We start from the raw sequence: 17,122 nt of genomic DNA, 5'->3' as shown, positions 1-17,122 counted from the left end.
GAATGTCGCCTGACGAACAGGTCGAGGGAGCGGACTCTTTCGCGGTCCTGAAGCTGCGTGAGTTCGAGTCCAGAACCGTGCCAGCGGGGTTGATCCTCAATGACGACAAGTCATTGAACGTGTATGAGGATGTGCTGCGTCGGGCCCTGGTCACCGTCACGATCAAGGCGGGTTCCTTCCGGTTGCAGGCTGGCCAGTACGTAGGAGTCGTGCCGATCAACAACCGATGTGTGGTTCACATTGAGCCTCGGACTCCGTTGACGAACCTCACCGCAATGGTCAGGGCCGCTGGCTATGACCCGGAACCTCTGGTCGCTATGCGCACGTATGGGGTGTCTGCAGAATCCCATCGTTGGATGAGGGATCTGCTGTCAGATGCACTCGTCGAGGCGGTCTTCGCAATCCGCGAGAACGGGATGCTACGAGCCTATGAGCGCAGGACCGATGAATCGTCCATGCCCCGCGGCCGCATCAATATTGGTGAGACGATCACAGCCCTGGCCGTCCGAGGGATCAACCACCGCGCCCGGTTCTCATGGTTCGAGCGGACCGTCGACACTCCGGAGAACCGGTGTCTCAAATCGGCGCTCCTCGAGCTCGCACGCGAGTACTCGAGCCCAATGCTTCGAGGAAAACCCGGATACCGGGAGCGAGTCCGCCGAATTAACACCGCTCTTCACATGTTCACTGAAGTCACCGACGATCGCGGACGCGACTACCTGCACAATGACGTCATGCAGGGTTTTACTCCGCTGCCGGGGCCCCGTGCCTACTACGCACCTGCGCTCAGTATCGCCCTAAGAATTCTCCGGAAAGAGGGCCTGTTGCTCGAGGAGCCAGGGGCAACAGTGCTGCAGACTTCCTTGCTCGTCAACATGGGCGACGTCTTCGAACGATACGTCCGCGTCCGATTGCAGCGTCACGCCGAGGAGCGCGGATGGGAAGCAGAAGTACTCGACGGCAACCTTAAGGACGGAAGCGTCGCGCTCTACAGCGAGACAACGGCTGAGGAAAGAGCCCTGGCGCCGGACCACCAACCGCCCAGAGGAGTCACTGCCACCACATCGAAAATGACGCCCGACATTGTGCTGCGAACAAAGGGAACCGCTCCTATCGTCGCGGATGTGAAGAACAAGGTCCCCAGTGGCGACATGCCATCACGAGCCGATGTTGAGCAAGTCGCAACCTACGGGCTCAGGTACGGAGCGAGATACGTCATCCTGGTCTACCCGGTGAGTGGAGCCCGGCTGTCAGGTATGCAACCGGTCGGTAACCTCGGGCCCATCACTGTCTTCCAGTACCACTACGACCTCGCAGCGACAGATATGGACCGCGAAGCGCAAGCCTTCGGCTCAGCGGTGCAACGCCTCCTAGGAAGGTCGCAGTAGTTACTTAGCAGAGGTGATGTCAGGCGCATCGAGCATCGGTATGAGATCCACCCCGACAGCATCCAGGCCGAACTCGTTCGCGATTCGAAGAGTCGTGCCAGTGCCCACGAAAGGATCCAGCACCACGCCACGGCTCGGCGTCCTGTGACCGCAGTCAGTCCACCCTGTCGTGACCTTCTTCGCGAAGGTGAACTCCCTGAAATACCCCCCGAGGACATTCTTCGCTTCGGCCGCCAGCTTCTGCACCGCGACGGCATTGCGTCCCGTGCCCGTCTGCACACTCAGAGCCTTACCCGCGTCCGAAACACCTGTCGCCTGGATCGCGGCGATGTGGGCAGGCGTCAACTTGTGCTGCTTCGCCAGTTCCATCGCTCGCGCTGCCTGAGGCCGTGACGGGTCGAGCTGGTCAGTGCGCTCCACCACCCGCCGGCGCGGTGTGCCGCAGGTCGCACACACCTGAGGCGGGCACCCGAGAAGCAGTGAGCGACGCACCAGCTCCCGAGGGAACGGCGCCAAGTGCTTGCCCATATTCCGCTCCGGGTTGATGTTCCAGACATCTCCCGGGTTGGCTCCGTTACCCATCGCTTCGGAGTAACCGACGAGGTCGTAGTAGTAGGACTGTTTCGGTGCCAGGTGAAGGATGTACTCGTGTCTGTTGGCGAGTCGGTTCTTCACAGGGTCCGGCATCCCAGATTCCTTGGCCCAGATGATGCGGTTACGTACGAGCCACCCGGCGTCGACGGCCGCTGCTTCAATCCGACCAGGGATGCCCACCAAGGAGCGTTTGTTGTACGTATCCCCGACATTCAGGAAGACCGAACCGGTCGGCCGCAGCACCCGCTTCCACTCCGTCAAACAATCCATGATCGAAGAGACGTAAGCCTGCGGGGTGCTCTCGAGCCCAATCTGATCCACATGCCCGTAGTCTCGCTTCTGCCAGTACGGGGGAGAGGTCACAACGACGTCCCCAGAATCATGCTCAAGACCGGTCTCGCGAGCGTCACCTGTGACAACCGAGCTGGTCGCGGGCGCTAGCTCCGCCTCCCAAGACTTAAGACTGGAGATGGATACCGAACCCAGATGAGGCGCGTTGGCGACTTCACGATTGAGTGCAGATGGATCTGGAATCGATGTCATGCGGAAAGTGAGCTCCCAGTAGCAGTAGCGAAGGCCCCCGAGTAGGGAGGTTAGACCACGCCTCCCACGTTACGCGTCAAGCGCCCGGTCGTCGAGTCCGGCCTACCCGGGCTATCTCGCCTGCTGCTTCTGAGCTTCGTCGTGCGCGTCGACGCTACTAGCTGGCTGCCGTGTCGTAGAGGGCTCTAAAGGGCGCGGTGTCGAAGCGAGAACCGCAGTAATCCTTGAGGACAGAGCAAGACGGAAAGACCTGAGGAGGTATTTAGCCCACCCGAACCGTGCCCTGTGCGGCGGTAGGCTGATGGGCATGTCGATTCCGGAGGGAGAACCGCGCGTTACCCTCGCTCAGCTTGCGGCGGCGGCAGGCGTTTCGCTCCCGGTGACATCCAAGGTGCTCAACGGTCGCGGCGGTGTTTCACCAAAAACGCGGGCAAAAGTTAATGCCCTTTTGGAAGAACATGGCTACCGTCCCCGTCAAAAGTCAGCCGAGCAAGCAGTTCTTATCGAGCTGGTTTTCCAAGAACTAGAAAGCGCGTGGGCGCTTGAGCTCATCCGTGGTGTGGAACATGTTGCGCGGGAGCACGGTATGAGTGTCGTTCTCACGGAAACTGGTACGGGCCACGCTCCAGGACCTGAATGGATCGAAGGAGTGCTGTCGAGGCGACCAGCAGGCGTGGTACTTGTCTTCTCAGACTTACCTTTGAGCTTCCGTAGGAAGCTCGACGTACGAGACATCCCGTTCGTCATCATCAATCCTGCGGGTGATCCGGCACCCGACGTCCCCTCCGTTGGCTCCGCTAACTGGGCCGGTGGCATGATGGCAACCCGGCATCTGATCGACCTCGGGCACAAGCGAATCGCAGCGATTAGTGGCCCCAAGAACATGATGTGTTCCCTCGCGCGTATTGATGGATACCGCTCCGCAATGAACATGGCAGCTCTCCCCATCGACACAGAATTCATCCGGTACGGTGATTTTCACGTTGAGGGAGGACGCGTTCACGCCTCCGCATTGCTGCGCAGCCCTCACCCACCGACTGCTATCTTTGCGGGCGGCGACCTTCAGGCGCTGGGTGTTCTCGACGCGGCCCGACAGATCGGGCTTCGGGTCCCCGAAGATCTTTCGATTGTTGGCTACGACGACTTACAACTTGCTCAGTGGACAAGTCCAGCTTTGACTACCGTTCATCAACCGCTTATGCAGATGGCAGAAGAAGCGGCAAGGATGGTGCTGCGATTACGCAGCGGTGAACGGTCAAATGATCGTCGCATTGAATTAGCAACTAGTCTCGTGGTGCGGCAGAGTACTGCGGTACCGTCTGAAAATAGAAAATCGCGCCCCGCGGATTCCAAGTGATGCCGCCTCTAAACCCTATACCTACAAGCACCATCGAAGAGCTTCAGCGTAGGGCGTTGAGGGTGCGGGTGAGCTTGTCGGGGTTTGGTACGTCGAAGAATCCGATGCCCTGGTCCTGTCCGGCACCGAGGATTCCCATCCCGGTGTTCTGGTACATGGTGTAGCGGTTGCTGCCGAAGGTCACTGTGGCGTGGGTGTTGTTCCGCGCGTGTTTAGTGCTGACGGATACGCCCTGGATGGGGGCGTCTTGGTAGGAGCGGTCGCCGGTGGACACGATGGCCCGGCTCTCGGTGAGCCCGTACACGGTGGAGCGTTTGCGCCGGCTCTTGAAGATGAAGCGGCCGATGATCATGTAGCCCGTGAGGATGAACGGGATCCCGAAGAGGATGAAGACGGGCTGGGCGCCTGACGTGATGACTTGGTATTCCCAGAACAATGCGAATCCACCCCAGAGCAGGCTGAATGGGATGAGGAAAAGGTCGGCGGGGGAGAAGAGGACCTTCGGGTCGGGCCAGCCCGTCCAGTGCAGGGTCTCATCGGGGCGCAGGAGTGGTTCCAGTCGTTTCCGCTCCTCCATGGAAGGGTTCCGCTGTTCCTTACTTCTGGGCTTCGTTGTATGCGTCGATGATGGTTTGGTTGATCCGGCCCCTTGAGCTGGGGTTGTAGCCGTTCTCCTGCGCCCAGGCGCGGATTTGCTGGGTGTCTTCGCGCTTTGAACGGCTTGCAGTGCCGCCAGCTTTCGAGGTGCCCTGGCTGCGTCGTCCGGTGCTGGCCTTCCGGCCCTTCTCCACGTACTCGGAGATGGCGGAGCGCAGCTTCGAGGCGTTCTCGGTGGTGAGGTCGATTTCGTATTCGGTACCGTCGAGTCCGAAACGAACTGTTTCGTCTGCTGTCTCGCCGTTGAGATCGTCCACCAATTCAACTTGCACACGCTGCGCCATTGTTCACTCCTACTGTCGGTTGTCTATCCCCATGTGACCACCATATCGGGAATTACGTGACCGAATCGAATCGCGCCCTGTTCAGGAACAGCTAGTTCAATCGCGCTCGGAGCGTTCCGCAGAAGGATCATCTAGTGCATGAGGTGAAGTAATCTCGTCGAGCCTATTGTTCGGTAGGAAGCGCACCGGCCAGAACAGCCGCAACCTCCCGGAAGGCTTCGACCCGACGATTCTCGCGCACGTGCCGCACTGCCGGATCCGGATGTCGAAGGGCGCTCCGCCCTGGGTGGTACGACTCAACCGCTGCTAAGCGGCCTGCGGTGTCAGGGTACTTCCTACTGAACCGTTTCCAGAGCAGCTGAGCCTCGGCTCCCTGGAGCAGCACGACTTTCAGGTCCGGCATGAGAGCGATCAACCGCCGGAGTGGATCGACGCCCTCGGTGACCTGGCGACTAGTGAGGCCCGAGCTCTGGTCATGGCGGTACCAGGGGTAGGCGTTCCAGAGCGTAATGTCCTTCGGAGTTAAGCCCGCGTTCTCGAGCAGCTCGCATAGAAGCGCAGCCGTGTCGTCGTCGTTCTCGACGCTCAGCATTCCCGAGCCCCTGACCTCACTCGTCATCGGACCGGGGTCGCGGAGCACACTCAGCACGGGAGCTTCGCTGCCACCGTGCAGAGGAGCGACGTAAGGCACCCAACCGCGGCCGACAGGCGGCTCATCCTCGCGGAGGTCCTCGACAAGCGTGTTGATGGCGGTGATGAAGGGCAAGTGGACACCCAGCGCCATCGATCTGCGAAATGCGGGGTCCTTCATCCTTCTGGTCACGCTTGCGACTCTATCCGGCGGCACCTCGATCGGCTTTGCGTGCAGCACCACCTCGCCGTCTAAGCGTTGAATGGCTAACTAGCTTTCTGTGCTGTCCTTAGACGGTTTGGTCAGCACTGAGCCCGTCGATAAGCGTGTCGCTCAGGCGAGATCACGTGGTGGATCATTTTGCAGGGCCCTGTTGCGCGTCCAAACGGTTCGTACTCGTAGCTAAACCGAGAAGAACACCCCTTACGGCAATGATGTAGTTGTCGGTCACCTACCGTATGTACGGTGATGGAACCAGCACACTACCGACGGAGAGCCCCAATGCGGGAGAGCCAATGACTGACTTCAGTGCCGAAGCCATGGGTATGGTGATTCGCAAGCATCGGCAGGCCCAATCGCCTGTAATAACCCAGGACGAGCTTGCCGCGCGGGCCGGATACGCCAAGGGTGGCGCTGTCTCAATCTCAAGAATTGAACGTGGGCTGGTCCGTCCCAGTAGCCAACGTCTGGTCGCCATAGCTCTCGTCCTTCACCTAACGCCTCAGCAGCTCAAGCAGGAAGCTGCTGACCTGACCGTCGCCTTGCCGGCGAACAGGGACAGCGCCCCGTGAAGCTACGCACTAGGTTTGGCTTGAGAGCGTGACACGTACGCCGGCGCCCACCCACTTCGGGCAGACATTGCGGAAGTCAAAGTTCGGCCACCGCATGACCCGCGAGCTTTACGCGTACCCCAACCGATCGCCGCACCAGAAGCTGTACCGCGAGGATATGCCTGAAGACCTGTGGCTGGGGACTGCATGGGCCTACCGCGACGAGGACCACACAGAACACTCGGACGTGTACCTGCTAGTACAGCGCGACCGAGCCCTAGTGAACTTTGATCTGTCGATGACTTACTTCACCTCACTCGATCCAATTGAGTTCGAGCAGGCGTTGCAGCACGCCCTAGTCAAAGGCCGAACCTTCAAACCCATCGAGTCTCTGCAGGAGTGGGACGAAAAGGCAGGCGCCTACATCATGGTCTTTGACGACTACAAGCAGTTTTACATCGGCCAGTCAGAGAACATACGGAAACGCATCAGACAGCACTGGAGCGCGCGGAAAAGCTTCGACCGCCTCTTATGGGGAAGCCCCTACGAGTCCATCTTTCCCGTCGATGAGTTCCGGGCGCTTGATAACACCCGGATATTTGCAGCCCGCAGCCGCAGTCCCTATGCGGTGGAGGAACGAACCGAGCGGGCAGCCAATCAAAGGTTTTGCTTGAATCGTATCGGCGGCGGCGAAATGAGCCCTCTAAAGTACATGCTCACAGGTAGCAACCCTCGTGTCCGCGAACATGCCTCGCTCGCCGTCCCCATGTCATACGAGAATTGGGAGTCCGCCCGCAAAGAAATTGCCGATTTGGTGGCCCTGCCGGGGGCTACGTCGCGACTAGACCTCGTAGCTCACCTCGCAAGCATGGATATGACAATTTACTCGGTCTCGCACCCATCAGGTCGTGTGTTCTTATGGACGCGCCGAGATTACATTGGACGAACCGCTGTGGCAGGCAGCTTGAGCCCCGAGGAATACGCTGCGTTCCTCTCAGCGATCGGCGAACAAATCGTCTGGCCAGATGAGCAGTCTGCCTGATGATTGAGCTAAGGTGCGACGACACCACGTACTTCAATGGGCGCTGTCATAGGTGTTGGGTCGAGTGCCCTCGACAGGCAAGTGCGGCTTCCGGCGTTCATGGACTTAGATGATGACATGCGATTCTCCTTCGGTTCTCTAGCCCCGTACAAGCAGCCGCCTGACCTCTCATGGCTGATCGCTCTCGGTGAGTGGTTCGGAAGCATTCTGAGTTTCCGGTGGGTCCCAAAGGTCCTTGGCTCGCCGATGTGGGACGGCATCGCAGGTATAGCCGCACTCATCTCTCTAATCGCTATCGCCCTCGCGGTCTACGAGTTTTTGAAGGACAAGCGGCGAATTAAAGCAGTTTTATGGCAAGTCGAAGGGTGGGCCACAGGCACCTTAAATCCTGGCTCGATGCATTTAGAAGTACTGAAGATTGGGCAGACATCTGGTTCACCGTTACAGATTTTTGGCTGGAGCGTCGTAAAAGGATCACTACATCGAGACGAAATCTACGGTTACCCTTGGCAGATGCAAGCTGGGGAGACCGTGACTGTTGCCTTCAAAACCTCCGATCCGAAGCTTGCCTGGTTCCTCATCATGTGGGTCGAAGTAGACGATAATCGCTGGATGAATGCGGAGTGGTTTCCGGTAGCAGATAATCCGAAAGGTTCAAGGGTCGAGGGCAAGTATAACTCCCTGAGCAATAGTAAACGAAAGCCGTGGTGGAAGCCTGCAAAAAAGCACTGGGTGGCGGAACCAGTGGGGCCTGATGGGGCAGGGCGTAACCGCTTCCTAATAAACCAGAAAACTCTCAAAGAAGACATGCTGAAGGTCCTCAGTCTCGTCAGTGCATCCGAAGATGGGAATAATTATGCACCTACGCTTAGAAGCTTTTAGCGCTGATGATCTGGATAGCTAGGGGAACTTCATCCAAAATGGCTGTGGCCGATCGGTTCGGGGCTTCCCGCACTGACCTGAGGCTCTTGAATCGGCTCGAGCACGGGACAGTTCTGAACCAGTTTTTGATGTTCGACCAAACAACCAGTTCGTTCGTCGTCTAGACACCAGTCCCGACTCGAACGCCGGGCTTGGAGTAAGTTGCGGCCATCGCTTCGAACGTTGCGTTTGGGTACACCCCAGGCAACGTTCGTTGGGTTGCTTTAGGAAGAGCCCGTTCGACGCCTGTACTCGGCGTTGAGCCAGCGGTTACTTAGTGCGGGGAGGTGGCGGTAGCCGAGAGCGAGGGCTTGGGCTGGTGCAGGGAATGTGATGATCGGCCGGTTCCGTTGTACGCCGTGCAGGATAGTTCGCGCGGCCCGGTCTGCGCTGACCGCTTGCGCTGGCGCGACGGCGGCCGGGTTTTTCGCGCCCAGGATCGGTGTGCCCCAGATAGCGGTGGCAACTTGGCCGGGACATACGACACTGATGTGCACCCCGTGTGCTGCAGCTTCTGGTCGGAGAGTCGTGGACAGGCCGACGACCGCGAATTTGGTCGTGTTGTAGAGGGTCTGCAAGGGGACAGGTACGAGTCCGGAGATGGAGGCCGTGTTGACGATGTGTCCATGGCCTTGTTTTCGCATGATGCTGTAGGCGAGGTCGGTTCCGTCGATGACGCTGCGGAGGTTGAGGGACAGGATGCGGTCCCACTGCTGTGGCGTTGCTTCCTGGAAGGGGAGGGTTCCTCCGATGCCGGCGTTGTTGAAGACGAAGTCCAGTGCGTTGTTCGCCGTGGCTACCTGCTGCAGGAGGTCCTTGACGGCGTTGCGGTCTGTGACATCGAGGGCCGCTGCAGTGGCCTTCATCCCTTGGGTGCTGAGCGCCAAGGCGCGCGCTCCAGCGGTGTCGGCGTCGATATCGGCGAGGACGACATGTGCACCCTGTGCCGCCATCTGCTCGGCGAGAGCAAGACCGATACCGGAAGCGGCACCGGTTATGACGGCAGTGCGACCAACGAATGCTCCCTGACTGGTCGCCCCGCGAGAGCTCGTGACTTTCTTGCCGACGGCTGCAGCTGCAATGCTCACGGCGGAAAGAGCTGCATTCAGGTGCTTGGGCGACATGACTCTCATGCTAGCCACAGCACCCAACCTCTGACTGTTGCATTGGGGTACACCCAAACGCAACTGCGCAGAAGTACCTATTCTGCGTGGATCTAGGGTCCATTCCTGGCTTTTGCAACAGGATCATGCGAGGGTCTAGACATGACGCAACACAAGATTCAGCGGATCGGGTACGCGCGCGTCTCAACCCTGGATCAGAATCTTGCCCGGCAGCTCGCCATCATCGGCGCTGTCGATCGCATGTTCGAGGAAAAGCAATCAGGCGCGCGGCGCGTCGGCCGCGCTGAGCTGGCAGAGATGATCAAGTACGTCCGCAACGGTGACACCGTCGTGGTGTCTTCCATGGACAGGCTTGCCCGGTCGGTGATCGACCTCAATCAGATAGTGGGGGAGCTGACGGCCAAGGGCGTCTCTGTCGAGTTCGTCGCAGAGCGCGTGACCTTCACACCGGGGACCGCGGATCCGTTCGCGGAGTTCCAGCTGAACATCATGGCGTCCTTCGCGCAGCTCGAACGATTGATTATCCGGGAGCGTCAGGCTGACGGCATCGAGGCTGCTAAGGCCCGAGGCGTTTACAAGGGCCGGCCGCGCAAACTCACTGACGAGCTGCTGGCCGAGGCCAGGGCGCTCATCGACGCGAACATGAACAAGACCGAGGTCGCACAGCGACTCAACGTCGACCGGACCACGCTGTACCGGGCACTGCTCAAAGCACCACCGACTGAGCCGACACTATCCACGTCCTAGGCGCACAGCATGTTCATCTTCTTCTTCCTCGCAGCGTTCCTCGCCGTGTCACTGCTCGGGTGGATCATTCTCGCTCCGACCCACCCGCTGGTGGGGCGAGGGGTGTGCTTCTTCGCCTTCAACAAGCTCGAGCTCAGGTGGCGGAGCGCCTGGTGATTAGGGGTGAAGACGAGAGGTTCTGGTCCAAGGTCATCAAGGGACCCCGCGCGCATGGCCGCTGGCTTTAGACCGGGGCAGTATCCGGCGACGGCTACGGCCTCTTCTGGATCAAGACATCAACCGCCCGAGCTTTGTATCGACGTCGCGCATGGCCTTTGCTAGGTCGCCAGGGGTGACAGGATCTAGTTGCTTCGAACGCTGTGAGGACTACTTCCGACGCTTACGGAATCGGCGTTGATTCGCCGCCATCGTCCTCGACCTGACTTCACCGTGTCCTGTGCTCGCAATAGCCCGCAGGTTCTCGATGCCCAGTTGTCTCTCGGCAAGCTCTTTTTTGACGAACTCCATCTCGAAGTATCTAGATTCTGAGGATCCGGGCCCCAGTGTCCACGGAAGGACTGTTTCAAAGGGCTGCCATCTCAGGGACACCAGTTGGCCGTCGAGACCCTCAGCGGTGAGAGCAACGGACTCCACAACAGCAGTTCCCACTCGACCTCGGTTGGTTGCAGTCACCACGTAGTAGTAGCCCGGTGGCTCGGTTCCGATAACGGCTGCGTTGACTTTCAGCTCCACACGAGCGTTGTCAGTGTGTCGGAACCAAAAAGTCAGCCCGACACCAAGAAGGGAGATCACGATTGCGATGGCTGGAAGGACCAAGTCCCAGGGGCTGCCCCCGACGAGCTCGACACGTACGACGTGTGGCAATGTATTCGCTCAGCCTTCAGCGGTTGAAGATGCACTGGAGCTGTGAGGGCTCGATGAGCGCCGGGTGCGGCGCTTCGCTACTCCGCCGGATTCGAGTCCGAGCTTTTTCAGTTCGTCTTCACTCCAGCCGTCCTTGGTGGCGCGGACGTATGCCTTCTTGTCTTCACGTTCGGCCTCCGCGAGCTGCTCGCGAAGTTCTTCCACGCGCTGACGCGTAATGGTCAGATCCGCGACGGATTCAAGGCGTGAGTCGAGGAGCTTGCGTGCCTGGTTCCTGGTTGTTTCGAGGTCGAGTGTAGTCATGGCTTCACCTTAATCTGGGAGTCGGACGAAAGGAACGCGGGAACCCTGTTAGTAGCCGGCAGGGTAGTCATGAAGGTATGCGTTCGCAGGGTCGTTGAACCAGTCGGTGACGTCGTCGGAGTCGTATCTCACGGTGTTCCGTCCGAGCACGAAGTAGGGCGGACCGATGCCCTCCCGCCGCCACTCGGCCAGCTCTTGGGTTGTTACTCCGTACAACGCAGCCACGTCCCTCGCCGCCACTATCACTCCCACCTGGAGTCCCGCTTTCATCCTTGCCCCCGTTCCTTTCGGCAACGCCGTCAACACTTGGCCGCGAAGTGAATTGGCAAGGTGGAGAGGTCGGACCGTGGAATACCGGAGCGGAGCGAGGATATGCCGCGAAAGCCGTCCTCGGAGCCTTGCCAAGAGAAGGGCGGACAGTACATTCACAAGCCGAAACGGAACGGCGCAGCCGTGAGGATCAATCCAGACGCGAAGCGTCTTCCGAGAGCCTGAACAGCCCACCCGGCACACACCCCCGTGCGAGTACGTTCTCAACCACCTGCGAAGCAAGCTATATGTTTATGTGCCATAAACGCTTAGACCGCTGGCGCCTGCGGCTTGGCGGTGACACACTTGGGGTGTGGGGCCTCCGTTGGAGGGGCGCTGCGCTGGGCCTGAGGATCAAGGGCGGGGGAGCCGTGAGCGAAGGAGGCGAGCAGGAGCCCGCTGAGAGCTCTGCGTCGTCCCCAGGGGAGACGTCAGGTCGTGCCGCCAGGCGGCACGTGTGGTCTTCCCGGCGCAAGCGCATCGAAGGTAAGACCGTGTACGTGCGGGTCTCGATGTCGGAGATGGAGCGCGCGCAGCTGCTGCAGCTCGAGGCGCAGACAGGTTTGTCGCCGTCCGCGATCCTCGTCGACGCCGCTCTGGGTTCCGGTGACCCGGCCGTGCTGACGGTGCGGAAACAGGAGGTCGTCACGTTGTTGGCGATTCGCCGGCTCATCGGAACGGCAGCGAACAACGTGAACCAGTTGGCGCGTCACGCCAATGCCACCGGCGAAGTCAAGAACGAGGCGCTGGCTGCCGTGCAGGAAGCGCGTCAGCTGATGCGTCAGATCGAAGCGAAGATGTACGAGCTGAAGCCGTGATCCCGAACATCACGAAGGGATCCCGGACCGTCGGTCTGATGAAATACCTCGTCGGCCCCGGCAAGCGGAACGAGCACACCGACCCGCACCTGGTCGCAGGCAGCCCGGTCATCATGTCCTGGTTCGACGACGCCGAGCTCAACGACCAGTCCGCGGTGCGGGTCGCGAGCGAGATCGACTTGAACAAGCGGATCAACGACGTCGACATGGACCAGCACGTCTGGCATTGCTCCTTGTCGCTACGCGACGACGAGCGGCCGGTCAGTGACCGCGAATGGGCGGACATGGTCGAGACGTTCATGGACGACATGGGGTTCACCGACAGCAGCGGCAAAGCACCCTGCCAGTGGGTCGCGGTCCACCACGGAACGAGCGTTGCGGGAAACGATCACATTCACATCGTGGCCTCCCGCGTCCGTGAGGACGGCACGAAGTGGAGCGATTGGTCGGACTTCCCGAAGGCGCAGGCAGCGGCCCGGAACCTCGAGAAGCAGTTCGGGCTCATCGAGCTCGGCCAGCACTCCGAGAGGGGTCTGAAGCCGGCGGAGCAACTCGTCGATCGCGGAACCGGCAACACGCGGGAACCGGCTCGACACCGCCTGGAGCGTACGGTTCGCTCGAGCGCGATGGCCTCGACCACCGAGGGGGAGTTCGTGCGCCGGCTCCGTCGCCAGGAGCTTCTCGTGAACGCCCGTTTCGCTGACGGCGGCCGAGCCGTCGTCACCGGCTACTCCGTGGCAGAGCGACCGCCGGCGGGGATGGACCCGGTGTGGTTCGGCGGGGGGAAGCTCGCAAAGGACCTCACCCTGCCGGCGCTGCGCACAGCGTGGACGGACACCCCGGAAGCTTCCCAGGAAGCAGCCGAGGAATGGTGGGCAGCTAAGCGCCACCAGCGGATCGTGAACCGTGACGCCGCGGACATGACGCGGGGTCCGCGCGTGTCGATGATCGGCGGTCACGCCGTCGACGAGGTCGCCGCGCGGAAGCTCGCACTGGACATGGCCAACGCCCGCCGAATCATGTCGTCAGTGGCCCCCGGCGATCACCAGACGTGGGCTCACGTCGCCCGTGAAGTATCCGGTGTGTTCGGGGCCTGGTCGAAGGCCACGGAGTCCGAGCCGGGTCCTCTGGCGCACGCCTCACGCGTCCTGGCGAGGTCCGCGCACCGGTCGGGTGTCACGATCAGTGAGCCGGTGCGCACGCCGCTGCGGATGGCCGGCACGACAGCGTTCCTCCTCGCAGCCACGTCCGCGCCGTCGCCGGTCGCGCAGACGCTCATCATGCAGCAGATGCTGCGCACCATCCGCCTCCTGCACGACATGCAGGCGAGCAACAAGGAGCTCCGTGAAGCGCGGCTACTCAACGACACCGTGCGCCAGCACCTGAGCATCGTCGGAGCGCCATTGCCCGACGTCGCAGAGCCACGCCTGCCCGCGCTCGAGTATGCCGCCGGCACCCCGGCTGGAGCTGAGCGGAAGCCAGTGCCGAACCTCACCGAAGCCACACCACCGCAGCGAGTCCCGCAGCGCGTCGCGCGTGAGACAGCGGAGTACGAGACCGACCTGCACACACCGGATCAGGGGATAGGGAGATAGCAGATGAACCACGACACACCCGACGGGGCAGAGGGACTGTTCCGTCCGCAGCTGCAAGCAGCGATGGCCGTCGCCGGGCGGCTGGGTGAGGTCCTCGCCCGTCAGCGAGCCGAGCGCAATGAGGAGATGCTGCGCGCAGAAGAAGCCCAACGCAAGCAGCTGCAGGAGCGCTTCGAGGCCGAACGAGCCGTGATGCGCACGCAGCTCGGCGCCGTTCATCAGCCGCAATTCTGGGAGAGCGCGAAGCCCGAGGACATCGCCGCCCAGTACGGCCTGGCGCAGCAGTGGGAACCGTTCGACGACATGGCGCGGCTGTCCCGCGAACACATCCGCGACGAGATCCTCACGCGGTACGAAGTGACCCCGGAGGAATACCTCAAGGGTCAGACAGCCGAAGTGACCAGCGACGTCGAGCCGGAACTCGGAGCGGCAGCGACCAAGCGTGAGGCCGAGCGCGACCACGCGGCCGCGGAACTGGAGTCGGCCGCTGTTGTCACCGGCGACCTGCAGAACGACGTCGACACGCAGAACGCCGCCGTGAACGCCGAGGATCTCTGGGACTCAGGGGACCGCAGAGCGAGGCTCGCGGACTTCCTCATGGAGCGGGTCGGTACAACCGGCGTCGAACGCGAAGGAGTCGCCGCCGTCCTCGCAGCCGACGTCAGTAACGGGACTCAGCCCTCAGCGGCAGTGAAAGTGAAGCCGGGAAAGCGTGCAGGACGCCGACAGGAGTCGTCTGAACCAGCACTCACAAGGAACCAGGGCTTTGGTCGTACCGAAGGCGTGGAAAGGTGAGTGAGTTATGGTGAATAAGGGACTTGCTTATCTTGCCGGAATAGCGAGGATTCGCTAATGAAACTTTCGACACGCTTTCGCAAGCTTTTCCGGTCGTCTAGCGCGAGTTCGATATCTTTCGCACAAATCATTACCCTCGGTTTGGGTGTATCTATTCCACTCATCATCCACTCTTACGCTACCCCGACTCTGCAAGACCTCGCATGGGCAGATCGAGTAGTTCTGCCGTTCGAGCCAGCCGAGGTTCTTGGTGCTCTCGCAGCTATAACCACCGCGACGATTGCACTGCAGGTTATGGCGCAGACGGGCTATGCTAAACCGTCTGCATCGGCGGCGGAATGGAACCATCGTCAAAATCTCGCGATTCTATCGTTATTCGGTCCGGTTGTAAGTTGCACGTTGTTGGTACTGGTCGTCATAGAATCTCTCATTGATGGAAGCCTTTCACTTCCCTATATTTGTGTCGCACTCACGATAACTGCAGTGAACTGCTTTATTTCTGCGGATGCCACGGGCAGGATCTTGAGGATTGACCAAGATAATGTGGGAGTGAGGATGGAGATAGCTCGCCGTCGAATCAGTCACTATCGACGGCACCGATTGCCTCAAGTAGTACAGAGAAAAACGGGTGCGATCGTTGCCTTAATCGTCGTAAACTCGCTGCCCGTTACGCTGCTTTCGTTTCTAATCGGGGCGATCATCTCTTCGCAACTAGAATTGGAGTGGTACTGGCAGTGGGGAACACTTGTCTTTTTCCTGATTTTGATAGCTTCTCAGCAGGGTCTGTTTGTATACGTCGGTATAAGCTGGCACGGAATCGACAGAGTTGAAAAATATATGTCAGTTACTTTCTTGACGGTTTTTTACCTGATTGTCTCGATAATTGCCTACTTTGCGTCCCCTAAGAATTTCCTGTTTTTTGTGGGACTACTCATTCTACTTCCGTTGGGCATTTTTCTGTTCTGCATGCAAACTACTCACAATAGAACTCGATGGTTACTGCCCAAGTGGTTCCCTGGGGCCAGCGTGCGTATACCTGCTGCGGCGAATGTGCGCGGCAGGCTTGTGAAGTCGGAAGAGGAACTTCGCAGATTGAAGGAACCGATTATTCCGAAACGTGGTGGGAATAAGCTAGTGAGACGTGTCGTGTCTGCACTCAAACTGGCTCGCCACTTATCATTTTGAGCCAGATTTGATGGCTAACATAATCGACTAGCAAGAGGAGAAAGTGGTGTCCGAAGAGGTAACGACGGACGGAATATCCTACCCTGCAGATGGGGCCATACGCCTGAAACGAGAAGATCGCCGCATGGGTTTATGTCGGTCGGTATGCAGAGAACGTATCAATCTGGGTAGGGCCGCTCGTAGCGCTGGCCGCATCATGTTCGCTCGGGTCTTGCCGAAACCGCAGTGCAACCTGAACATCGGATTTGCTATGTCTCCCGTTGCCGAAAGCGCGATGTCACGTCCTTACGCATCAGATCAATTACTTCAGCGAGAGCAGCGTCGCTCTTCTGTCGACTAAATCTCACTCCAAGAGGAACGTTTTTCCCGTTCCGTATCGGTTTCATTTTCCATGCCTCGGTCATCGCGGGGCCTGCCTCGCTACGTGCAGCTTCCACGAATTTATCGTAGGTTCGAGCGATGGGTGCGGGCGCGTGGATCTTAAGCTGCGCTCGATAGTAAGCGATCCGTGACTGGATACCACTGATGTGAGTAGTTAGTTGCTGTTGGGTTTCTGCGGAACCCTGCCGTCGTCGAATTAGAAAGGGGGCCTCGAGATAATCCTCAACAGCGCGGATGGACTCACTGTAAATCCCCACACGCTTGTCTCGCCGGACCGCTCGTTGTTGTAGAAAATAGCCAATAACAACTACTAGGGCGCCGACGAGTGCAGCAAGTATCGTCGCGAAACCGTCTCCTTCAATCCAGGATGAAGCGGATTCTACGGGAATCGGAGGAGCTACCATCTATTGGCTCACTTCTGGATCGTTGGCTTCGTCTCGAGGTCCGTGCTTCTCCTCAGGTCCTATCCATTCACCTGTGTGGCGATACCACTCCTCCTTTATAAGGTGGACGCCGATTCTTACGGTTAGTTCCGCAGCCCCATCAGCTGGCACCCAACGCATCTCCCTTCGATCGTCGGGGTGCCACATACAGAGGGAGCCGTCTTCATATCGGTGGGGGGAGTCTTCTGGCCCATTTACATGCACCCTTGGCGATGCTGGTGATCCTCGGGAGAACGAAACGGTCACAGAACGTTGAGGAAGGCCGGTTGGTTGGAGGTTGAAACTGACACTGAAGCCTCCTGGAGCGTTCTTGTCCTTCAGCAGGCATACGTCCTCCACCCCGCTCAGTTCCCGCATGAATTGAATGCGTG

20 protein-coding genes are annotated in these 17,122 nt (G+C 59.6%); 11 read left to right on the top strand and 9 right to left on the bottom strand.

Annotated features, from left to right (window positions below):
* Positions 1-2: 2 nt before the first annotated feature.
* Positions 3-1,388: an McrC family protein gene (locus tag AC4D16_RS16445; protein ID WP_490955771.1), complete on the top strand. Its 1,386-nt coding sequence runs from the start codon at positions 3-5 to the stop codon at positions 1,386-1,388.
* On the opposite strand, the gene AC4D16_RS16440 is transcribed toward AC4D16_RS16445, so the two are convergent.
* Positions 1,389-2,345: a DNA-methyltransferase gene (locus AC4D16_RS16440; RefSeq protein ID WP_490955770.1), complete on the bottom strand. Its 957-nt coding sequence runs from the start codon at positions 2,343-2,345 to the stop codon at positions 1,389-1,391. It abuts the gene before it with no gap.
* 487 nt (positions 2,346-2,832) lie between these two features.
* Between AC4D16_RS16440 and AC4D16_RS16435 the strand changes: the two genes are divergently transcribed.
* Positions 2,833-3,882 (top strand): LacI family DNA-binding transcriptional regulator, encoded by a 1,050-nt coding sequence (locus AC4D16_RS16435; RefSeq protein WP_490955769.1) that lies wholly within the window; start codon positions 2,833-2,835, stop codon positions 3,880-3,882.
* A gap of 43 nt (positions 3,883-3,925) precedes the next feature.
* On the opposite strand, the gene AC4D16_RS16430 is transcribed toward AC4D16_RS16435, so the two are convergent.
* The 3 genes from AC4D16_RS16430 to AC4D16_RS16420 form a co-directional block, all read right to left on the bottom strand.
* A complete protein-coding gene (locus tag AC4D16_RS16430; RefSeq protein ID WP_490955768.1) occupies positions 3,926-4,459 on the bottom strand; it encodes a hypothetical protein in 534 nt (177 codons plus the stop codon).
* A 19-nt stretch (positions 4,460-4,478) separates the two neighbouring features.
* A complete protein-coding gene (locus AC4D16_RS16425) occupies positions 4,479-4,823 on the bottom strand; it encodes a histone-like nucleoid-structuring protein Lsr2 (RefSeq protein ID WP_490955767.1) in 345 nt (114 codons plus the stop codon).
* Between the two features lie 163 nt (positions 4,824-4,986).
* Positions 4,987-5,646 (bottom strand): uracil-DNA glycosylase, encoded by a 660-nt coding sequence (locus AC4D16_RS16420; protein WP_490955766.1) that lies wholly within the window; start codon positions 5,644-5,646, stop codon positions 4,987-4,989.
* 266 nt (positions 5,647-5,912) lie between these two features.
* Here AC4D16_RS16420 and AC4D16_RS16415 point away from each other — a divergent pair, with 266 nt between their 5' ends.
* The 3 genes from AC4D16_RS16415 (at position 5,913) to AC4D16_RS16405 (ending at position 8,148) form a co-directional block, all read left to right on the top strand.
* Positions 5,913-6,245 carry a helix-turn-helix domain-containing protein gene (locus AC4D16_RS16415; protein WP_490955794.1) on the top strand — a complete coding sequence of 111 codons (333 nt, stop codon included), beginning with the start codon at positions 5,913-5,915 and terminating at the stop codon, positions 6,243-6,245.
* A 94-nt stretch (positions 6,246-6,339) separates the two neighbouring features.
* The gene (locus AC4D16_RS16410) at positions 6,340-7,266 is read left to right on the top strand and encodes a GIY-YIG nuclease family protein (RefSeq protein ID WP_490955765.1); all 927 of its coding nucleotides are present in this window, start codon (positions 6,340-6,342) and stop codon (positions 7,264-7,266) included.
* Positions 7,267-7,365: 99 nt separating this feature from the next.
* A complete protein-coding gene (locus AC4D16_RS16405) occupies positions 7,366-8,148 on the top strand; it encodes a hypothetical protein (RefSeq protein ID WP_490955764.1) in 783 nt (260 codons plus the stop codon).
* Positions 8,149-8,411: 263 nt separating this feature from the next.
* Here the strand turns inward: AC4D16_RS16405 and AC4D16_RS16400 are convergent, their stop codons facing one another.
* Positions 8,412-9,311 (bottom strand): SDR family NAD(P)-dependent oxidoreductase, encoded by a 900-nt coding sequence (locus AC4D16_RS16400; protein WP_490955763.1) that lies wholly within the window; start codon positions 9,309-9,311, stop codon positions 8,412-8,414.
* A 141-nt stretch (positions 9,312-9,452) separates the two neighbouring features.
* On the opposite strand from AC4D16_RS16400, the gene AC4D16_RS16395 reads away from it, so the two are divergent.
* Both AC4D16_RS16395 and AC4D16_RS16390 read left to right on the top strand, forming a co-directional pair.
* Positions 9,453-10,058 carry a recombinase family protein gene (locus tag AC4D16_RS16395; RefSeq protein ID WP_490955762.1) on the top strand — a complete coding sequence of 202 codons (606 nt, stop codon included), beginning with the start codon at positions 9,453-9,455 and terminating at the stop codon, positions 10,056-10,058.
* 9 nt (positions 10,059-10,067) lie between these two features.
* Positions 10,068-10,214, top strand: a complete 147-nt coding sequence (locus tag AC4D16_RS16390) for a hypothetical protein (RefSeq protein ID WP_490955761.1) — start codon at positions 10,068-10,070, stop codon at positions 10,212-10,214.
* Between the two features lie 210 nt (positions 10,215-10,424).
* On the opposite strand, the gene AC4D16_RS16385 is transcribed toward AC4D16_RS16390, so the two are convergent.
* The 3 genes from AC4D16_RS16385 to AC4D16_RS16375 form a co-directional block, all read right to left on the bottom strand.
* Entirely contained in the window at positions 10,425-10,790 is a 366-nt protein-coding gene (locus AC4D16_RS16385; RefSeq protein WP_490955760.1) for a hypothetical protein, read from the bottom strand.
* A gap of 141 nt (positions 10,791-10,931) precedes the next feature.
* Positions 10,932-11,225: a hypothetical protein gene (locus AC4D16_RS16380; protein WP_490955759.1), complete on the bottom strand. Its 294-nt coding sequence runs from the start codon at positions 11,223-11,225 to the stop codon at positions 10,932-10,934.
* A 48-nt stretch (positions 11,226-11,273) separates the two neighbouring features.
* A complete protein-coding gene (locus tag AC4D16_RS16375) occupies positions 11,274-11,495 on the bottom strand; it encodes a helix-turn-helix transcriptional regulator (protein WP_490955758.1) in 222 nt (73 codons plus the stop codon).
* A 533-nt stretch (positions 11,496-12,028) separates the two neighbouring features.
* Here AC4D16_RS16375 and mobC point away from each other — a divergent pair.
* The 4 genes from mobC to AC4D16_RS16355 are packed head-to-tail and all read left to right on the top strand — an operon-like array spanning position 12,029 to position 15,927.
* Positions 12,029-12,352 (top strand): plasmid mobilization relaxosome protein MobC, encoded by a 324-nt coding sequence (mobC, locus tag AC4D16_RS16370; protein ID WP_490955757.1) that lies wholly within the window; start codon positions 12,029-12,031, stop codon positions 12,350-12,352.
* A 38-nt stretch (positions 12,353-12,390) separates the two neighbouring features.
* Entirely contained in the window at positions 12,391-13,947 is a 1,557-nt protein-coding gene (locus AC4D16_RS16365) for a relaxase/mobilization nuclease domain-containing protein (RefSeq protein ID WP_490955756.1), read from the top strand.
* A 3-nt stretch (positions 13,948-13,950) separates the two neighbouring features.
* A complete protein-coding gene (locus AC4D16_RS16360) occupies positions 13,951-14,742 on the top strand; it encodes a hypothetical protein (protein WP_490955755.1) in 792 nt (263 codons plus the stop codon).
* Positions 14,743-14,799: 57 nt separating this feature from the next.
* Complete coding sequence (locus AC4D16_RS16355) at positions 14,800-15,927, top strand: hypothetical protein (protein WP_490955754.1); 1,128 nt, start codon at positions 14,800-14,802, stop codon at positions 15,925-15,927.
* Positions 15,928-16,712: 785 nt separating this feature from the next.
* On the opposite strand, the gene AC4D16_RS16350 is transcribed toward AC4D16_RS16355, so the two are convergent.
* Complete coding sequence (locus tag AC4D16_RS16350; RefSeq protein ID WP_490955753.1) at positions 16,713-17,108, bottom strand: type II CBASS E2 protein; 396 nt, start codon at positions 17,106-17,108, stop codon at positions 16,713-16,715.
* Positions 17,109-17,122 lie beyond the last annotated feature (14 nt).

It is taken from the genome of Arthrobacter sp. TJ-236, assembly GCF_058269235.1.
This window is presented reverse-complemented; position numbering and strand designations above follow the sequence as displayed.